Annotated in this window: 12 protein-coding genes; 8 read left to right on the top strand and 4 right to left on the bottom strand. The window is 40.3% G+C overall.

The genetic code is table 11. The features are described from left to right. From yidC to EAE90_RS06665, 4 genes are all read left to right on the top strand, one after another. Complete coding sequence (gene yidC / locus EAE90_RS06680; RefSeq protein WP_214052845.1) at window positions 1–1,641, top strand: membrane protein insertase YidC; 1,641 nt, start codon at window positions 1–3, stop codon at window positions 1,639–1,641. Window positions 1,642–1,778: 137 nt separating this feature from the next. Beyond that, the gene (mnmE, locus tag EAE90_RS06675; RefSeq protein WP_214052844.1) at window positions 1,779–3,143 is read left to right on the top strand and encodes a tRNA uridine-5-carboxymethylaminomethyl(34) synthesis GTPase MnmE; all 1,365 of its coding nucleotides are present in this window, start codon (window positions 1,779–1,781) and stop codon (window positions 3,141–3,143) included. Window positions 3,144–3,282: 139 nt separating this feature from the next. Continuing rightward, the gene (locus tag EAE90_RS06670) at window positions 3,283–3,564 is read left to right on the top strand and encodes a helix-turn-helix domain-containing protein (RefSeq protein ID WP_065388823.1); all 282 of its coding nucleotides are present in this window, start codon (window positions 3,283–3,285) and stop codon (window positions 3,562–3,564) included. After that, window positions 3,564–4,877: a type II toxin-antitoxin system HipA family toxin gene (locus tag EAE90_RS06665; protein ID WP_214052843.1), complete on the top strand. Its 1,314-nt coding sequence runs from the start codon at window positions 3,564–3,566 to the stop codon at window positions 4,875–4,877. The genes EAE90_RS06670 and EAE90_RS06665 overlap by 1 nt, the downstream gene beginning before the upstream one ends. Before the next feature lie 202 nt (window positions 4,878–5,079). Here the strand turns inward: EAE90_RS06665 and EAE90_RS06660 are convergent, their stop codons facing one another. From EAE90_RS06660 to fdhE, 4 genes are all read right to left on the bottom strand, one after another. Further along, complete coding sequence (locus EAE90_RS06660; RefSeq protein WP_214052842.1) at window positions 5,080–6,729, bottom strand: LTA synthase family protein; 1,650 nt, start codon at window positions 6,727–6,729, stop codon at window positions 5,080–5,082. Window positions 6,730–6,848: 119 nt separating this feature from the next. Continuing rightward, complete coding sequence (selB, locus tag EAE90_RS06655) at window positions 6,849–8,708, bottom strand: selenocysteine-specific translation elongation factor (RefSeq protein ID WP_214052841.1); 1,860 nt, start codon at window positions 8,706–8,708, stop codon at window positions 6,849–6,851. Window positions 8,709–8,759: 51 nt separating this feature from the next. Continuing rightward, window positions 8,760–10,151, bottom strand: coding sequence for an L-seryl-tRNA(Sec) selenium transferase (gene selA / locus EAE90_RS06650; RefSeq protein ID WP_214052840.1), 1,392 nt, complete (start codon window positions 10,149–10,151; stop codon window positions 8,760–8,762). Between the two features lie 21 nt (window positions 10,152–10,172). Further along, complete coding sequence (gene fdhE, locus EAE90_RS06645; protein ID WP_214052839.1) at window positions 10,173–11,102, bottom strand: formate dehydrogenase accessory protein FdhE; 930 nt, start codon at window positions 11,100–11,102, stop codon at window positions 10,173–10,175. Window positions 11,103–11,627: 525 nt separating this feature from the next. On the opposite strand from fdhE, the gene EAE90_RS06640 reads away from it, so the two are divergent. The 4 genes from EAE90_RS06640 (at window position 11,628) to EAE90_RS06625 (ending at window position 15,641) form a co-directional block, all read left to right on the top strand. Then, window positions 11,628–12,581 carry a methyltransferase gene (locus tag EAE90_RS06640; protein ID WP_214052838.1) on the top strand — a complete coding sequence of 318 codons (954 nt, stop codon included), beginning with the start codon at window positions 11,628–11,630 and terminating at the stop codon, window positions 12,579–12,581. A 190-nt stretch (window positions 12,582–12,771) separates the two neighbouring features. Further along, complete coding sequence (locus tag EAE90_RS06635) at window positions 12,772–13,725, top strand: methyltransferase (protein WP_214052837.1); 954 nt, start codon at window positions 12,772–12,774, stop codon at window positions 13,723–13,725. A gap of 473 nt (window positions 13,726–14,198) precedes the next feature. After that, on the top strand, window positions 14,199–14,375 hold the full coding sequence (locus EAE90_RS06630) for a hypothetical protein (protein WP_246550433.1): 177 nt from the start codon (window positions 14,199–14,201) through the stop codon (window positions 14,373–14,375). 312 nt (window positions 14,376–14,687) lie between these two features. Beyond that, window positions 14,688–15,641: a methyltransferase gene (locus EAE90_RS06625; RefSeq protein ID WP_214052836.1), complete on the top strand. Its 954-nt coding sequence runs from the start codon at window positions 14,688–14,690 to the stop codon at window positions 15,639–15,641. Window positions 15,642–16,198: the final 557 nt, after the last annotated feature.

Genomic DNA, 16,198 nt, shown 5'->3' with positions numbered 1-16,198 from the left:
ATGGATTCGCAACGTAATCTTCTTCTCATCGCTTTGCTGTTCGTTTCTTTCTTGGTCTGGCAAGCATGGGAAACAGATAAAAATCCGCAGCCAACGACAGTACAGGCCACGCAACAAACGGATATGCCGAGCAGTGAGAATCAAGCTGTACCAGGCAGTGGAAAAGGTAAACTTATCACGGTTAAAACTGATGTGCTCTCTTTGACCATCAATACTCGTGGAGGTGATATCGAAGAGGCTGACCTGTTAGCCTATCCTGATACTTTGGGTTCAAACCAGCCATTCAAGTTGTTGGAAACAACACCTGCTTTCACTTATCAAGCGCAAAGTGGATTGACGGGGAAAGATGGTCCAGATAATCCGCTGAATAGTGAACGCCCGCTGTATACCGCAGCACAGGATAGCTATGTATTGGCTGATGGGCAGGATGAATTGCGTATCCCGATGAATTTCGTCACTAAAGATGGCATTGTTTATGTTAAAACATTTGTCCTGAAACGTGGTGAATACGCGATTAGTGTGGATTACCATATTAATAACACGACGGAAAAACCGTTACAGATGACCTTCTTTGGTCAGTTGAAACAGAGTGTTGAACTGCCAAAGCATCGTGATACAGGCAGCAGTAACTTCGCACTGCATACTTACCGTGGCGCGGCCTATTCTTCAGACGATACCAAATACAAAAAATATAGCTTTAGCGATATTGAAGGTGAACCTTTATCCGTGGCCACCAAAGGTGGTTGGATTGCCATGTTGCAGCAATATTTTGCTACCGCTTGGGTTCCCGCGGCAAATGAAACTAGTACTTTCTACACAGCCGCATTAGGTAAAGAGATGGCTGCGATTGGCTATAAGAGTGCGCCAATCTCTGTTGCGGCTAATAGTGAAAAAACGATCTCCTCTACACTGTGGATTGGCCCGGAAATTCAAGATGAAATGGCCGCTGTGGCGTCTCATTTGGATCTGTCGGTAGACTATGGTTGGTTGTGGTTTATCTCTCAGCCATTATTTAAGCTGTTGAAGTTCCTGCATGGTTTTATTGGTAACTGGGGCTTCTCCATCATCGTTATCACCTTTATTGTGCGTGGTATCATGTACCCGCTGACCAAAGCACAATACACGTCAATGGCGAAAATGCGTCTGTTACAGCCGAAATTGGCGGCTATGCGCGAGCGTATTGGTGATGATAAACAGCGTATGAGCCAGGAAATGATGGCATTGTATAAAGCAGAGAAAGTGAACCCACTGGGTGGTTGTTTGCCTCTGTTGATCCAGATGCCAATCTTCCTTGCTTTATATTACATGTTGATGGGTTCTGTTGAATTGCGTCATGCGCCATTTGCTGGCTGGATTAATGACTTGTCTGCGCAAGATCCTTATTACATCCTGCCATTGCTGATGGGTGTGACAATGTTCATCATTCAGAAAATGTCTCCGACGACAATTACTGATCCGATGCAACAGAAGATTATGACCTATATGCCTGTCATATTTACCATATTCTTCCTGTGGTTCCCATCAGGTCTGGTTCTGTATTATATCGTCAGTAACCTGGTGACAATTATCCAGCAGCAATTAATTTATCGTGGGCTGGAAAAACGCGGCTTGCATAGTCGTGAGAAAAAGCCAGCGAAATAAAACGTAGCTTCAGCCAGAATGAATATATGCTGGCCGTTGTAACAGAAAAGGCGGTCACTGACCGCCTTAACTATTTTAGTTAAAAGTAATTTGAGTAAAAAAATAATTTGGGCGAAAAAGTCAATAGAGAGATAACCATGAATACCACGGATACGATTGTTGCTCAGGCTACCCCACCAGGACGAGGAGGGGTTGGTATTTTACGTGTTTCCGGCCCGAAAGCCGCACAGGTCGCTGAGGTGGTATTAGGTAAATTACCCAAACCCCGTTATGCAGATTATCTGCCATTTCGTGATGTAGATGGTCAGATACTTGATCAGGGGATTGCTATTTACTTTCCGGGGCCGAATTCCTTTACCGGGGAAGATGTACTGGAGCTTCAAGGGCATGGCGGGCCGGTTATTCTCGATTTGCTGCTTAAACGTATTCTGATTCTGCCAGGTGTGCGAATCGCTAACCCGGGTGAGTTTTCTGAACGCGCTTTTCTTAATGACAAACTGGATTTAGCTCAGGCGGAAGCCATTGCTGACCTGATCGATGCCAGTTCGGAGCAAGCAGCCCGTTCAGCGATGAACTCCTTACAGGGCGCTTTTTCGACTCAAGTTCACCAGATGGTGGAAGCACTTACTCACTTACGAATCTATGTAGAAGCGGCTATTGATTTTCCAGATGAAGAGATTGATTTCCTTTCTGATGGGAAAATCGAAGCTAAGTTGGATGAAGTGATGGCTGAACTTGGGCGTGTACGTGCTCAGGCTCGTCAGGGCAGCCTTTTACGTGAAGGTATGAAAGTTGTTATCGCTGGTCGCCCTAATGCAGGAAAGTCCAGTCTGCTTAATGCATTAGCAGGCCGTGAAGCGGCGATTGTGACGGATATTGCCGGTACAACCCGTGATGTGCTGCGTGAACATATCCATATTGACGGTATGCCGTTGCATATCATTGATACAGCGGGTTTACGTGAAGCCAGTGACGAAGTTGAGCGTATTGGTATTGAGCGTGCCTGGCAGGAAATTGAGCAGGCTGATCGGGTACTGTTTATGGTGGATAGCACGACAACGAATGCGATTGAACCTGTGGAAATCTGGCCTGAATTTATGGCTCGCCTGCCTAAATCGCTCCCTATCACAGTCGTTCGTAATAAGACAGATATGACCGATGAAGAGACAAGTATTGCAGAAGTAAGTGGTTACTCGCTCATTCGACTTTCTGCCCGTAGTGGTGAAGGCATCGATTTATTGCGCGATCATCTGAAAGAAACGATGGGTTTTAGCAGTAATACCGAAGGCGGTTTCTTGGCTCGTCGTCGTCATTTACAAGCATTAAATACCGCAGCGGAACATTTACAACAGGGCCATGAACAATTGGTGATTGCCCGTTCAGGTGAATTGCTGGCAGAAGAGTTGCGTCTGGCGCAGCAAGCATTGAGCGAGATCACGGGTGAATTTACCTCCGATGATCTGCTAGGAAGGATTTTTTCGAGTTTTTGTATTGGCAAGTAAGTGGGTAAAAGGCAAAAGTGGAATTTTTTACCGGTTATAGCAGGTAAAATTATATTTACCGTCTATAGCGTGTAAAAATTGATTTACCTGTCATAGCGTGTAAAAATGAGGTTAACTGTTCAAATTGGTTGACCTCAATATGAAAGTGACTAACTCGAAACAACTTAGCGTATATTTAAAAGATATCAGGCTTACTCAAAAACTTTCTCAGGGTAAAGTGGCAAGCAAAGTGGGTATTCGGCAGGACACGGTATCAAGCTTTGAGCTGCACCCAGATTCTACCAAGCTGGAAACCTTCTTTAAGATTATGTCGGCGTTGAATTTAGAACTCGATATCCGGCCAAGAAACGTGACTAAGATAAATTCGTCAGTGGAAGATGATTGCACAACGTCGGACCCGGTGTGGAAAGAGGAGTGGTAATGGCAGCACTGGATGTCTACATGAACGGTTATCGGGTTGGAGTATTCACCAAAGCCAATACTGGTTCCCACCATTTCAAATATGATGAGTCCTGGCTTAAGTTATCGGGTAGTCGTCCCATTTCACTGTCTATGCCTCTGCGTCATCAAGCTTATCAGGGTGACGAGGTATATAACTTTTTCGATAATCTACTGCCGGATAACCCGGAAGTCAGAAGAAGAATTGTTGCCAGGCACAATGCTGAATCAACTCAACCTTTTGATCTGCTGGCTAAAGTTGGTCAAGATAGTGTAGGAGCTTTGCAATTGGTACCGCAAGGTACATCCGCTAATGATATCAAGAGGATTGAATACAAGCCCTTATCCAAGGTGGAACTAGAGAAAGTGCTAACTGGCTACCAAGCTGGTGCGCCATTGGGGATGATCGAAGAAGAGGAAGATTTTCGTATATCCATTGCCGGCGCACAGGAAAAGACAGCGCTTTTAAATATTGATGGAAATTGGTGTTTGCCATTAAATGCCACGCCGACAACACACATCATCAAACTTCCCATTGGTAAAATTGAGAGTCATTCATATTCCATTGATATGTCTGAAAGTGTGGAAAATGAATATCTGTGCATGTTGATTGCCAGGATGTTTGGGCTGTCTATTCCTCACTGCTTAATAATGAAAGTGGGAGAGATAAAAGCATTAGCGGTAGAACGATTTGATCGCAAGTATTCATCTGACAACAGTTGGATAATGCGGCTGCCTCAGGAAGATTTCTGCCAAACCTTGAGCGTGCCTTCGGCGAAAAAGTATGAGAGTCATGGTGGCCCTGGGATTCCCGAGATCATGTCCTGCCTCTTGGGTTCGGTTAAAGCCGAGACTGACCGTTATGAATTTATGAAGATCCAGGTATTATTTTGGCTGTTGGCCGCCACAGACGGCCATGCAAAAAACTTTTCGCTGTTTATTGAGGCTGAGGGGCATTATCGGCTAACGCCTTTTTATGACATTCTTTCCATGTACCCTGTATTCGGAGGCAGAGGGCTTCATCCCCGAGATGCCAAATTGGCGATGGGGCTAACTGGGACGAGAGGTAGGAAGTACAGTATAGAACAGATATTCCCAAGGCACTTTTTTCAAACAGCCAAGGTCGCTGGATTTGATAAGGATTCGATGGCAAGAATTCTTACTGAATATGCTGAGTCGGTTGATACTGTTGTCATGAATGTCAGAGACCAGTTGCCGATAGATTTCCCTGTTCATATCAGTAATTCGATATTGGGAGGGTTACAAGCCAGAGCAAAGCGCCTGAAAATTGGGTGAGATTAACATTCTCATCAATATTATCTACAGCAAGCGCCATATAAATATGGCACCTACTCACATTATGGGTATATATACCCTATGGATTTCGAGATGCATCGCGACGGCAAGGGAGCGAATCCCCGGGAGCATAGGTAACTCTGTTACCGGGGTGAGAGAGTGCAGCCAACAAAGAGGCAACTTGAAAGATAACGGGTATAACTTACTTTTTACCTGCAACGTCTAATTGCTGATAAATATAGTGTTTATAACTCTCCACTAGCGCCTTATCCTGGCAATCATCCAACGCTCCCCGGCAAAGATGACGCATGGTCATATTCGCGCGATAAAAAGGTGAAGCATCCAGTTTAGCTCTCTCCATAATCATGCCGCCAAGGAATGAAATATCCGTCAGTTCATCAGTCTGAATGGGTTCTCCCTGTTGCAAGTTATCCCGCATAGTAAATTGGGTGATATGACTTGGATTTGAAAATACGCCATTGTACTGATTTAGGCTGATATTAGGTTGATGATCACCAAAATAGAGGAACATGGTTGGTTTTTCCCGCTTAGCAACAAACTCACTGAAATCTTTGATTGCCGGATCAGAAGTTTTGATTTTCTCCATATAGTGACTGAATTTACCCACTGCCTGTGAATTTTTCACATGTCCGGTAAGCCCGTAATCATCAGCGTGATCTTCATCATATGGGCCATGTTCATACATAGTCAGTGAGAAAATAAAGAGTGGTTTATCCGTTTCCTGTGCCAAAATTTCTTTCGCATAACCCAACATCTCTTGTGTAGAGATAGTCCACAGATTTTTATCGAGACTGGCGGGATATCCCAATTCTTGTGGCTGAATAATGCGATCAACGCCGAGAGTCTGATAAGCATGACCGGAATGATAAGAAGATTTATTAAATGGCGTCAAAACAACCGTGTAATAACCATTCTGTTTCATTTCACGGAACAAACTGTATTTCAGGTGATCGACGATAAAATAAAAAACTGCATTCTTACGTGAGCCAAAATCGTCCGTATTTAAGCCCGTCAGTGCGGAGAATTCAGATAACCAGGTTCCACCACCGAAAGTTTGCACTCGCATTGGGCTTTGTGCGCTGACACCAGAATCCCGTTGGAACATATAAAGATTGGGTAAACGGGTATCATCAGGCAATTGATAGATATGCGGAGTCACGGTGGATTCCTGTAATAACATTACCACGTCAGGTTTAATCGTTGATTGCGGCACAGGCAGCACAACATTCTTAGCTTGTTGCAGAAAATAATCGGATGATTGCCCAAACTGAGGTGCATGATATTTGGCATCTTTAGCCGACATCACCATATTGGTGACTGTACCACGTCCTTTTGGTAGTGAAGATTCCCACTGTTCTCTGAACGCATTGGCAGTAGCGCTCACTTCCCATGTACAAAACGCCGCCAGAACCAAGCCGACGGTACGCCATTTGAAACCACGGCGGGGAGATGATTTTTTCCAACTCAGCGTCATGTTAAACATCAACCAGATAAACATAGCGACAACGCCTAAACCGGCCAGCCAATAGTGGCGTAATGTTTCCTGATTGGCAGGATCAAACATCAAGTTTAGATCGGAGAACATCAACTGCTCTTTGTAGTAATGAACTTTTATCTGATTGAGAAACTTAAAGATAATAAACAGTGTTCCGGTAAAGGCAGCGGAAAACAGCAACCGAGCTGATACAAAAAATACCAGACCAAATATCACACCAAACACGCCGACAGCGATCAGCGCCGGGTAAATATCTTCACTTTTTTCAAAAACCAGTATTAAAGTTGCAATGAACAATAATCCCAGATAAACGCCTGATATTATCTTCTTTTTCATATCGTATTGAATCCAATTAATAGATGGTTCATGGTTGGCAAAATAACACAGATCAGTTGAATCGATGAAGCAAGACGGTGATTTTGCTGAAATCATCTATATTTTAAATAAAAAAATCATCAGAACAGTCCATTATCCCTGAGAATATGTGACTCAGCCTGACGACGAGTAAAGCCGCTGCGATTAAAAAATTCTAATATTTGAATAGCCAATTTACGACCAATACCGAGTTGATCACGAAAATCGGCAGCGGTAATTGCACCATAATCTTGATTGAATTGGCGAATCAACTCCGCGAATTGTTGAATTCGTTGGCTGCAATAATAACGATCAGGAACAATCGCGATAATATGCCCCAATTGAGCGGATTTTTTCAACAAATTGCGGATAGTTGCCTCTTCTTCTTTTAAATCCGCAGCTAGATCGCGTACCCACCACGGATCATCTGTGAAATAGGGGGCGATTCGTTGCCACAATTTTGCTTGTTCATCGCTAAAAGCCAAACCGTGTTCAGGAAGATATAACCAACCACGTAACTGCTTTAGCTGTCCATCACTGAGCAATGCATCTATCAAAGTGTAAACGAGCGCTTCATCCAGTGTTGGCAGCGCCATTCGTTTCAGACGCGCCCTTCCTAAACCCAGTTGATCAACATGTTGCCGGTGATATTCGGCCAAAACTTGTAGTAATTTCTGCTTTGCTGATCTGGCATTGTTCTGTGACAACACCATACCATTGGCAATAATCACATCCTTATCAACGATTAGCTGGTGGAGAGTTGCTTCCGTTAATTGACGCGCCCAAGAAAAGTGGTCGAGAGAAAGTGCGCCTCGTGGCAAATGGAGCGCTAAATTCGCCGCATGATCTGATGTTCTGGCAAGCTGAGTGAGCCAATGCAAGAATTCTGGCTGACGCTTACCGCGGCGGGGGGAATTTAGGTTTATCACCCGCGCGCCAGCTAATGTTTTTCTGGCGCTGATATCTCGCAATATTAGCCGATCATTCTCAACCAACCACAATGGGCTATCAAGCGCCAATTCAGCCAACAGAGGTTTATCAGAAGGCTGATTTAGTAATGAAATCCGTCCCGTTATATGGCTGGCAGCATGATGAATATGAAGTGGTTGCCAGTTTCGCAAAGGTTCATCAGTTTCGACTTCCACCAAGACCTTTTCTACATGCTGAAAGGGTTTGTGGGAAAGTAGCCAATCACCACGGGAAAGCTGTTCTTTACTGACATCACCAGTAATATTGAGCGCAATACGTTGCCCGGCCTGAGCCGTATCGGTCTGTTGATTCTGAGCATGCAAGCCACGTACTCTGACTTGTTGATTCCGGCCAGTCAGCCAGAGGAGATCTCCCACACTGACCCGGCCGGCCAATGCTGTTCCCGTTACGACCAGACCGGCTCCTTTTACACTGAAAGCACGATCTATCGCCAGACGAAAACGTTGATGTAATTTTTCATGCTGCTTATTTTGCTGATGTAACTGCAACAGATGTTGCCTCAAAGGGGCAATACTTTCTTCATCCGTCATAGCCGTTACAAATAGAGAGGGGATGCCCCAACCCTGCTTTGCCAGCTCATGTTCAATTTGCTGGCGGACTTCAACTATTCGTTGTGATTCCACTCGATCTGCTTTAGTGAGCGCAACGGTCATAGACGGGCGGCCAATCAAACGCAGAATAGCTAAATGTTCTCTTGTTTGAGCCATTACTCCGTCGTCACAGGCAACCACCAATAAAACATGATCGATACCCCCGATCCCTGCCAACATATTAGCGAGGAACTTTTCATGTCCGGGCACATCGATAAAACCAACCGAAGAGCTATCCGGTTGCAGCCAATAGGCATAACCTAAATCGATGGTCATCCCGCGTTTTTTCTCTTCCGGCAAATGGGCTGTATTAACGCCGGTAATTGCCTGGATAAGTGTGGTTTTACCATGATCAACATGGCCCGCGGTGGCAAAAATCATAATAGTTTCAGGAAATTATTGTATTTCGGTAATTTATTGTATTTCAGAAAATTACAGCAATAGTGTCTGCAATAGCACTTTTTCATCTTCGAGACAGCGTAAATCCAGCCAAAAACGCCCGTCAGAGATACGGCCAATAACGGGTTTGGCTAATTCACGCCAGCGCCGGGCCAACCGTTCCAACGAACTCCCCTGACCGTCAATAGCGGTGAAAGTTAAAGCCCAACTTGGCAGGCGATCAACCGGCAGTGAGCCACTGCCAATCTGTGAATAACATGGCTCATCACGGACAATAAACTGATCACCGTAACGTGCTTGAAGCTGAGGTAATAACCGTTGTGCCATATTATGCACTTGTTGTTGTGAACGGGTTAATAAACGTAACGTTGGCAACTGCTGGCAAAGCTGTTCAGGGCGCTGATATAACCGCAATGTGGCTTCTAAAGCGGCCAGCGTCATCTTATCTGCCCGCAAAGCACGTTTCAGCGGATGACGCTGGATTGCTTCTATCCAGCGCTTTTTACCGAGAATAATGCCAGCTTGTGGCCCCCCCAGTAATTTATCACCTGAGAAAGTGACCAGATCGATGCCCTGATTCAGATAATCCTGGGGCATAGGTTCGGCTGGCAAGCCATATTGCGCCATATTTATCATGGAGCCGCTGCCCAGATCAATTGCAGTGGGGATTTGCGAGGCCATTCCCAGAGCGGCCAATTCATGACCAGACACTTCTGCGGTAAAACCTTCAATATTGTAGTTACTGGCATGTACTTTCATGAGGAGAGCGGTCTCTTCATTAATCGCTTGCTGATAATCTTTCAGGTGAGTGCGGTTTGTTGTACCGACTTCAACTAATCGACATCCTGCCTGAACCATGACATCAGGAATACGGAATGCTCCGCCAATTTCCACTAGTTCGCCGCGAGAAACTACAACTTGTTTACCGGATGCCACGGTTGCCAATAATAACAGCACAGCCGCTGCATTATTATTAACAATACAGGCATCTTCCGCTCCGGTTAATTCGCGCAGTAAATCTGCCAAAGCGTGGTCACGGTGTCCACGCCCGGCGTCATTGAGGGAATATTCCAATGTTACGGGTGAACGCATCACTTGTGTTACCGCTTCAATAGCCGATTCGGCCATTAATGCTCGACCAAGATTGGTATGAATCACCGTACCACTGAGATTGAACACCGGTTTTAAAGCCAAAGTTTGTTTCTGCTCCAGTTGCTGACCGAGAGCCAGGGCCCAGTTATCACACCAATCAGGCAGTGCTTGATGCTGCGTGATATAGATTCTTGCCTGCTCCTGCATTCCTCTTAATGTGGCAGTTACCAGCGTCTGTCCATATTGTTCCACGAATGGTGTTATTTGTGGCTCACGCAATAGACGATCAATAGCGGGGAGCTGGCTGTACAACAGGCTCGGTTTATATGTCATGGTAATTCCGTCAACTCACTATTACTCATTTGGGAACAAAAACGGGTTGATGCTACTGCGGGCAAAACCTTCCTCTTCCATTTTGGCATCGAGGATAAGTGAAGCTAAATCATCAGCAACGGCCTCAACCTTCGGATCTTTCTCCTGATAGAGAATTTTCAAATAACTACCACAATCGCCGCAACTTTCCGCTTTCACGGCGGCTTGCTCACTATCCAGCGACCAATAATTAAGATCGCGTGTCTGTTCGCAGTTACTGCATTTTACCCGCACCACATGCCATTCACTTTCACACAAACTACAATGCAGATAACGCAGCCCGTTGGTTGTGCCAATCTGAACAACACTTAAAACCGGCATACTGCTACAAACTGGACAGAACTGACGATGTTCACCATATTCTGCCTTCGCTTTTCCTGGGATTTGATTCGCCATTTGCGCCCAATAGAGGGAGAGTGCCGCCCAGATAAAAAGTGCTTTTTCAGGGCTGACTTTACTGAATTCATTTTTCAGCAAAGCATCGGCCATCTGCTCCAGTTCCTGTTCCGACGCCTTGGCTAAATTATCCAGAGCGGCATTAACATGTTCCGATGCATCCGGCAGTAATTCTGCTATCAGAGAGTGAAGCAATTTTTGCCAGTGTCCAGTACGTTGGAAGGTTTTACAATCCAGAGGTGGTTTACCGTCAATGACAGATTTTTCTAAGATATCTGCTATCTCCATTTTCAATGGATTATCATGCAATGCTTTTTGCTGAGCTTGGGCAACTTGTGCTGAAAAGTTAAGATAATCAACGAACGGGCTATCTTCTGCCAGTTGTTGCAAGCGCTCTGCCCGGCGTTGATAAAGGTTTCTTAGATTAGCAAAAAGCAATGGCGGGATATAATCTGCTGCTTTTTCATTGATACGATCTTTGCTTAGTTGTTCTTTAGGAACGATACGAATACTCATTAAGTTCTATCTTCCTGCTATCTGCTTTGGGGCTTTCAGATTAATGATAATCTTAAGCTTGTTGTTAGCGTTCAGCATAGATCAAAAGTGGTTTCTGGGCTACAGAGATAATACTGGAAATGATGTGGTCAGTAATAACTAATATATTCATGAAATGATTGAGAATTTTTTATAACCATTTATTCTTTGTGTGAATTTTTTCTGAAAGAAAAATATTGTTAAGAAATTTCGTTCAATTTAATCTTAAAAATCCCTAAAAAGAGTTAATTGTGATTTTTAACATTTCTTTCTATTATATTTAATATGGCCTAATGATTCATTGATTCACGCCTAAAAACATATAATTAAAGTGAATAATTAATTGTAAAAAGAGAATTAATTATTCATTGCCGCATAAGGAAAAGATAGCAAAGTTAATAATTACATTTTGGTTTAAATGCGTCTCAAATATATATAGTTAGTCATAGTGGTACTATCTATATTTTATATAATAACCTCATTTAAAAATACAGAAAGGGTAATTCAATGCTAATCAATCTCATTACGTCATATAGAAAAACAGCCGCAATCTACACTTTTGTTGAGGCGGGTTTATCTATTCACTTTAAAAATGGAACCTATGTAGATATTAACAAACTTGCTGATCAATATGGTATTGATTATTCTAGACTTAATCGACTATGTGATTTCTTAACTGAAATAGGCGTATTGGTTAGCGGCAACGATGGGGTTGCACTTTCTGAAGAATGCAGCGCACTTGCCGATCCTGATAGTTTTGAATTCTTGACAATAAAATATGAAATTAATCGAGAACATTGGGATTCTTGGTTAATGTACCCAAAATCCTTACTGGAAAACAATGGTAAACCGGCATTTGATATGGCGCATGGAAAATCATTTTATGAGATTTGGGATAATGATAAAGTACTAAAATCAAATTTTGACGCTTTAATGTCAAAATATACAAATAGAATAATTAAAGAACTGCTTGTTATTTATGATTTTAATAAATATAACAGAATATTGGATCTGGGAGGTGGCGACGGAGAGCTTTTAATCAGAATCAGTGAAAAGTTTAAAGGAAAAGATTATGCTGTATTGGACAGATATAATGAAATTCCTATTTATGAGGGTATAGATTTTATAAATGGTGATTTTTTTGAGTCAATTCCGTCAGGTTATGATTTATATATTTTAAAGAATGTACTCCATAACTGGTCTGATAATGACGCAATATCTCTTTTGAAGAATTGCCGAGAAATGATGGATGATAATGCAAACATCCTGATAATAACCTTAATGAAAAAACAAAAATCCCCAATAGTTAAATCTGTTGATTTATTAATGGATATGCTATATTTAGGGAAAGAGCGTTATTTTAGTGAATTCGAACATCTAGCTAATCAGGCGGGACTCGTCGTTCGATATTCTAGAGATATAGATGAAATGTTTTCACTTATCGAATTAGGAGTAAAATAAATTATAGGGACTCATAATTATTTCAAAAGATGATTATATACCCTATGGATTTCAAGATGCATCGCGACGGCAAGGGAGTGAATCCCCGGGAGCATAGCAAACTATGTGACCGGGGTGAGCGAGTGCAGTCAACAAAGAGGCAACTTGAAAGATGACGGGTATATAAGATAAAGACATAAAGGATAACTCAATGCTAGCCGAAATTATTACATCGTATAGAAAATCAGCCGCAATCTACGCTTTTGTTGATACAGGCTTATCTATTCACTTTAAACATGGAGCTTATGTAGATATAGACGAACTTTCCCGTCAATGTGGTATTGATTATTCCCGACTTGAACGATTATGTGATTTCTTAATTGAAGTTGGGGTATTGGTTAGCCACGGCCATAAAGTCACCCTTTCGGAAGAATGCAGTGCACTCGCTGATCCTGAAAGTATGGAGTCATTGATTGTAAAATGGGAACTGAGCCCAGATTGCTGGAATGCTTGGTCAATGTATTCAAGATCTTTACTTGAAAATGATGGAAAACCTGCATTTGAAATCATGCATGGAAAATCATTCTTTGAACATTTGGCGAGTAATAAATTACTTAAATCAAATTTTGATTCTTCAATGTCAAAAGGCTCAGATAAAATCATTGAAAAGCTACTTGATATTTATGATTTTAGCCAATACAACAGAATATTAGATGTTGGCGGAGGGGAGGGAAATCTTCTGGTAAGAATCAGTGAGAAGGTAAAAGGAAAACATTACGCTGTATTAGATAGATATAATGAAATTCCTGTTTTGGAAAATATAGATTTTATAAATGGAGATTTTTTAAAATTAATTCCATCAGGTTATGATTTATATATTATAAAGAATATTCTCCACGATTGGCCTGATGATAAAGCAGTATTAATTTTAGAAAATTGCCGTAAGGCAATGGATAGTAGTTCAAAGATTTTATTGATAAATTATATGAAAAAACCACAATCTAAAGCGGTGCTATATTTGGATATGTTAATGGATGTACTATTTTCAGGAAAAGAACGTTATTTGACGGAGTTCGAACGTTTGGCTAACCAGGCAGGATTGGTTATTCAAGATGTTAAGGATATTGATGAATTGTCTTCAATTATTCAGTTGGGAATAAAGTAACGTAAAGATAATTATATGGATATTTCGCCTCTGAAAAAATATGTAACAATCATGGCGTCGAAATATTTTATGCCATGATTGTTTTATATTAATGAAATATATAGACATTAAAACGGAGAGAAAATTCATTCTCTTGGGGTAAAAATTATTTAAATGGCAAAAATAAACAGATTAAATCATTTTGTTTTATTTTTAAAACCCCTTAAAAGAGTTAATTTTAATCTTCATTGTTTTTTTCTATTATATTTAATATAGTCTGATTAGTAACAATTTGAATCTCTAAAACATAGAATCAAGGTGATTTAATAAATTGTAAAATAAGGAGAATAGTATCTTTATTATATCACGAAAAAGATAGTAAAGTTAATAATTACATTTTCGTTATCAGAATACAATAATTAATCATTATGGTATTTCCTGATTTTTAGATAAAACAATTCATCTTTTTATAAGATAAATATAAAGGGTAACTAATGCTAGTTGAACTTATTGCATCATATAGAAAATCAATTGCCATCTATGCTTTTGTTGATACAGGTTTGGCTGTTCACTTTAAGAACGGGGCCAGGGTGGATATCAATGAAATTGCTATTCAATATGGTATTGATTATTCGAGACTTAATAGATTATGTGAATCCAAGGTGGTTTAATATCAAAATTAAATTATATTTCCTTGTTTAATTTTCAAATATCCTGCAAAGAATTAATTGTGATCTTTATCATTTATTTTTATTAAATTTAATATAGTATAATAAGTTACCCCTAACAATGGATAATTAAAGTGAGTTAACTGGTTGGGAAATAAGGGGAATAAAAATTTATTATTTCATGAGGAAAAGGTGACAAAACTAATAATCACAATTTGGTGAAAATATGTTATTAAAATACCTAATCAATCGTCACGGTATTTCCAGAGTTTTAGATAAAACATTTCATTTATTTATCAGATAAGGGGCAAAGCTATGCTAATCGAACTTATTACATCATGTAGAAAATCAACCGCAATTTATGCTTTTGTTGATATGGGTTTGTCTGTTCACTTTAAAGATGGAGCCTGCGTAAATATCAGCGAGCTTTCCCGTCAATATGGTCTTGATCATTCTCGCTTTAGCCGGTTATGTGAATATTTAATCAAAATAGGGGTATTGGTTAGTAGCAATGAGGGCGTTGCGCTTTCTGAGGAATGCAGTGCGCTTGCCGATCCTGAAAGTATGGAGTCATTAATGGTAAGGTGTGAAGTTAGCCCAGAATACTGGAATGCTTGGTCAATGTATTCAAAATCATTATATGAGAATAATAATAAAACGGCATTTGAAATAGCGCATGGAAAACCATTCTTTGAATATTTGGATAATCATGAATTGTTTAGATCAAATTTTGATTCTTTTATGTCAAAGAACTCGGACAAAATAATAGACAAAATCCTCGATATTTATGATTTTAATCAATACAAAAGAATACTAGATGTTGGGGGAGGAGAAGGGAAGCTTCTGATAAGAATGAATGAAAAAATAAAAGGAAAACATTACGCTGTATTAGATAGATATAATGAAATTCCTGTTTTAGAAGATATTGAATTTATAAACGGAGATTTTTTTAAGTCAGTTCCATCAGGTTATGATTTATACATTTTAAAGAATGTTATTCATAATTGGTCTGATGATAACGCAGTATTAATTTTGCAGAGTTGCCGAAAGGCTATGGATGATAATGCAACTGTTTTGTTGATAAGCACGGTGAAAAAGTTACGATTAGAAATAATTGATTCTACGGATATATTAATGGATGTACTGTTATTAGGAAAAGAGCGTTATTTGAATGAATTAGAAGATTTAGCCAACCAGGCAGGATTTGTTGTTAAACGTATCAAAGATATAAACGAGAAATATGCAATTATAGAGCTGGGGGTAAAATAAATTATAGATAATTATGGAGTTTCGAAAAGATAATTATATGGATATTGTATCTCTTAAAATAGATATAACAAGATGGCATCAAAATGTTTGATGCCATATTTTTAATATTGAAATTAATTAGTAATAGGTAGAATATCACTACCCTTCATTGATGATCTTTAGGGAGTAACATCATTGATGTTTTTTTTCCTATTGCCTAAATAACACATTCAAAAAATACCTGTAATTTCTCAGGTTTTATAATTATCATTTTTTAATAAATGAATGTAAATGACAATATATACACTATGTTATTTTCTTCTATTTAATTTTTAGGGGTTACGAGAAGAGTTAATTGTGATCTTTGTCATTTCTTTTTATCAAATTTAATATAATCTGCTAGTTAACAACTTACTCATCAAAAATGCGGAAGTAAGATGAATTGAATCTTTACATGAAAAGATAACGAAGCTAATAATTACATTTTAGCTCAAATGGGTTGTCAGGATATCCAATTTATCATCATGGTATTTTTTGGATTTTTGATAAAATATTTAATTTCTTAATAATATACAGAT

Origin of the sequence: Photorhabdus caribbeanensis, from assembly GCF_018448885.1 — a bacterium.
Classification (GTDB): domain Bacteria; phylum Pseudomonadota; class Gammaproteobacteria; order Enterobacterales; family Enterobacteriaceae; genus Photorhabdus; species Photorhabdus caribbeanensis.
The sequence above is the reverse complement of the archived record's forward strand: the minus strand, read 5'-3'. Positions and strand labels throughout refer to the sequence as shown.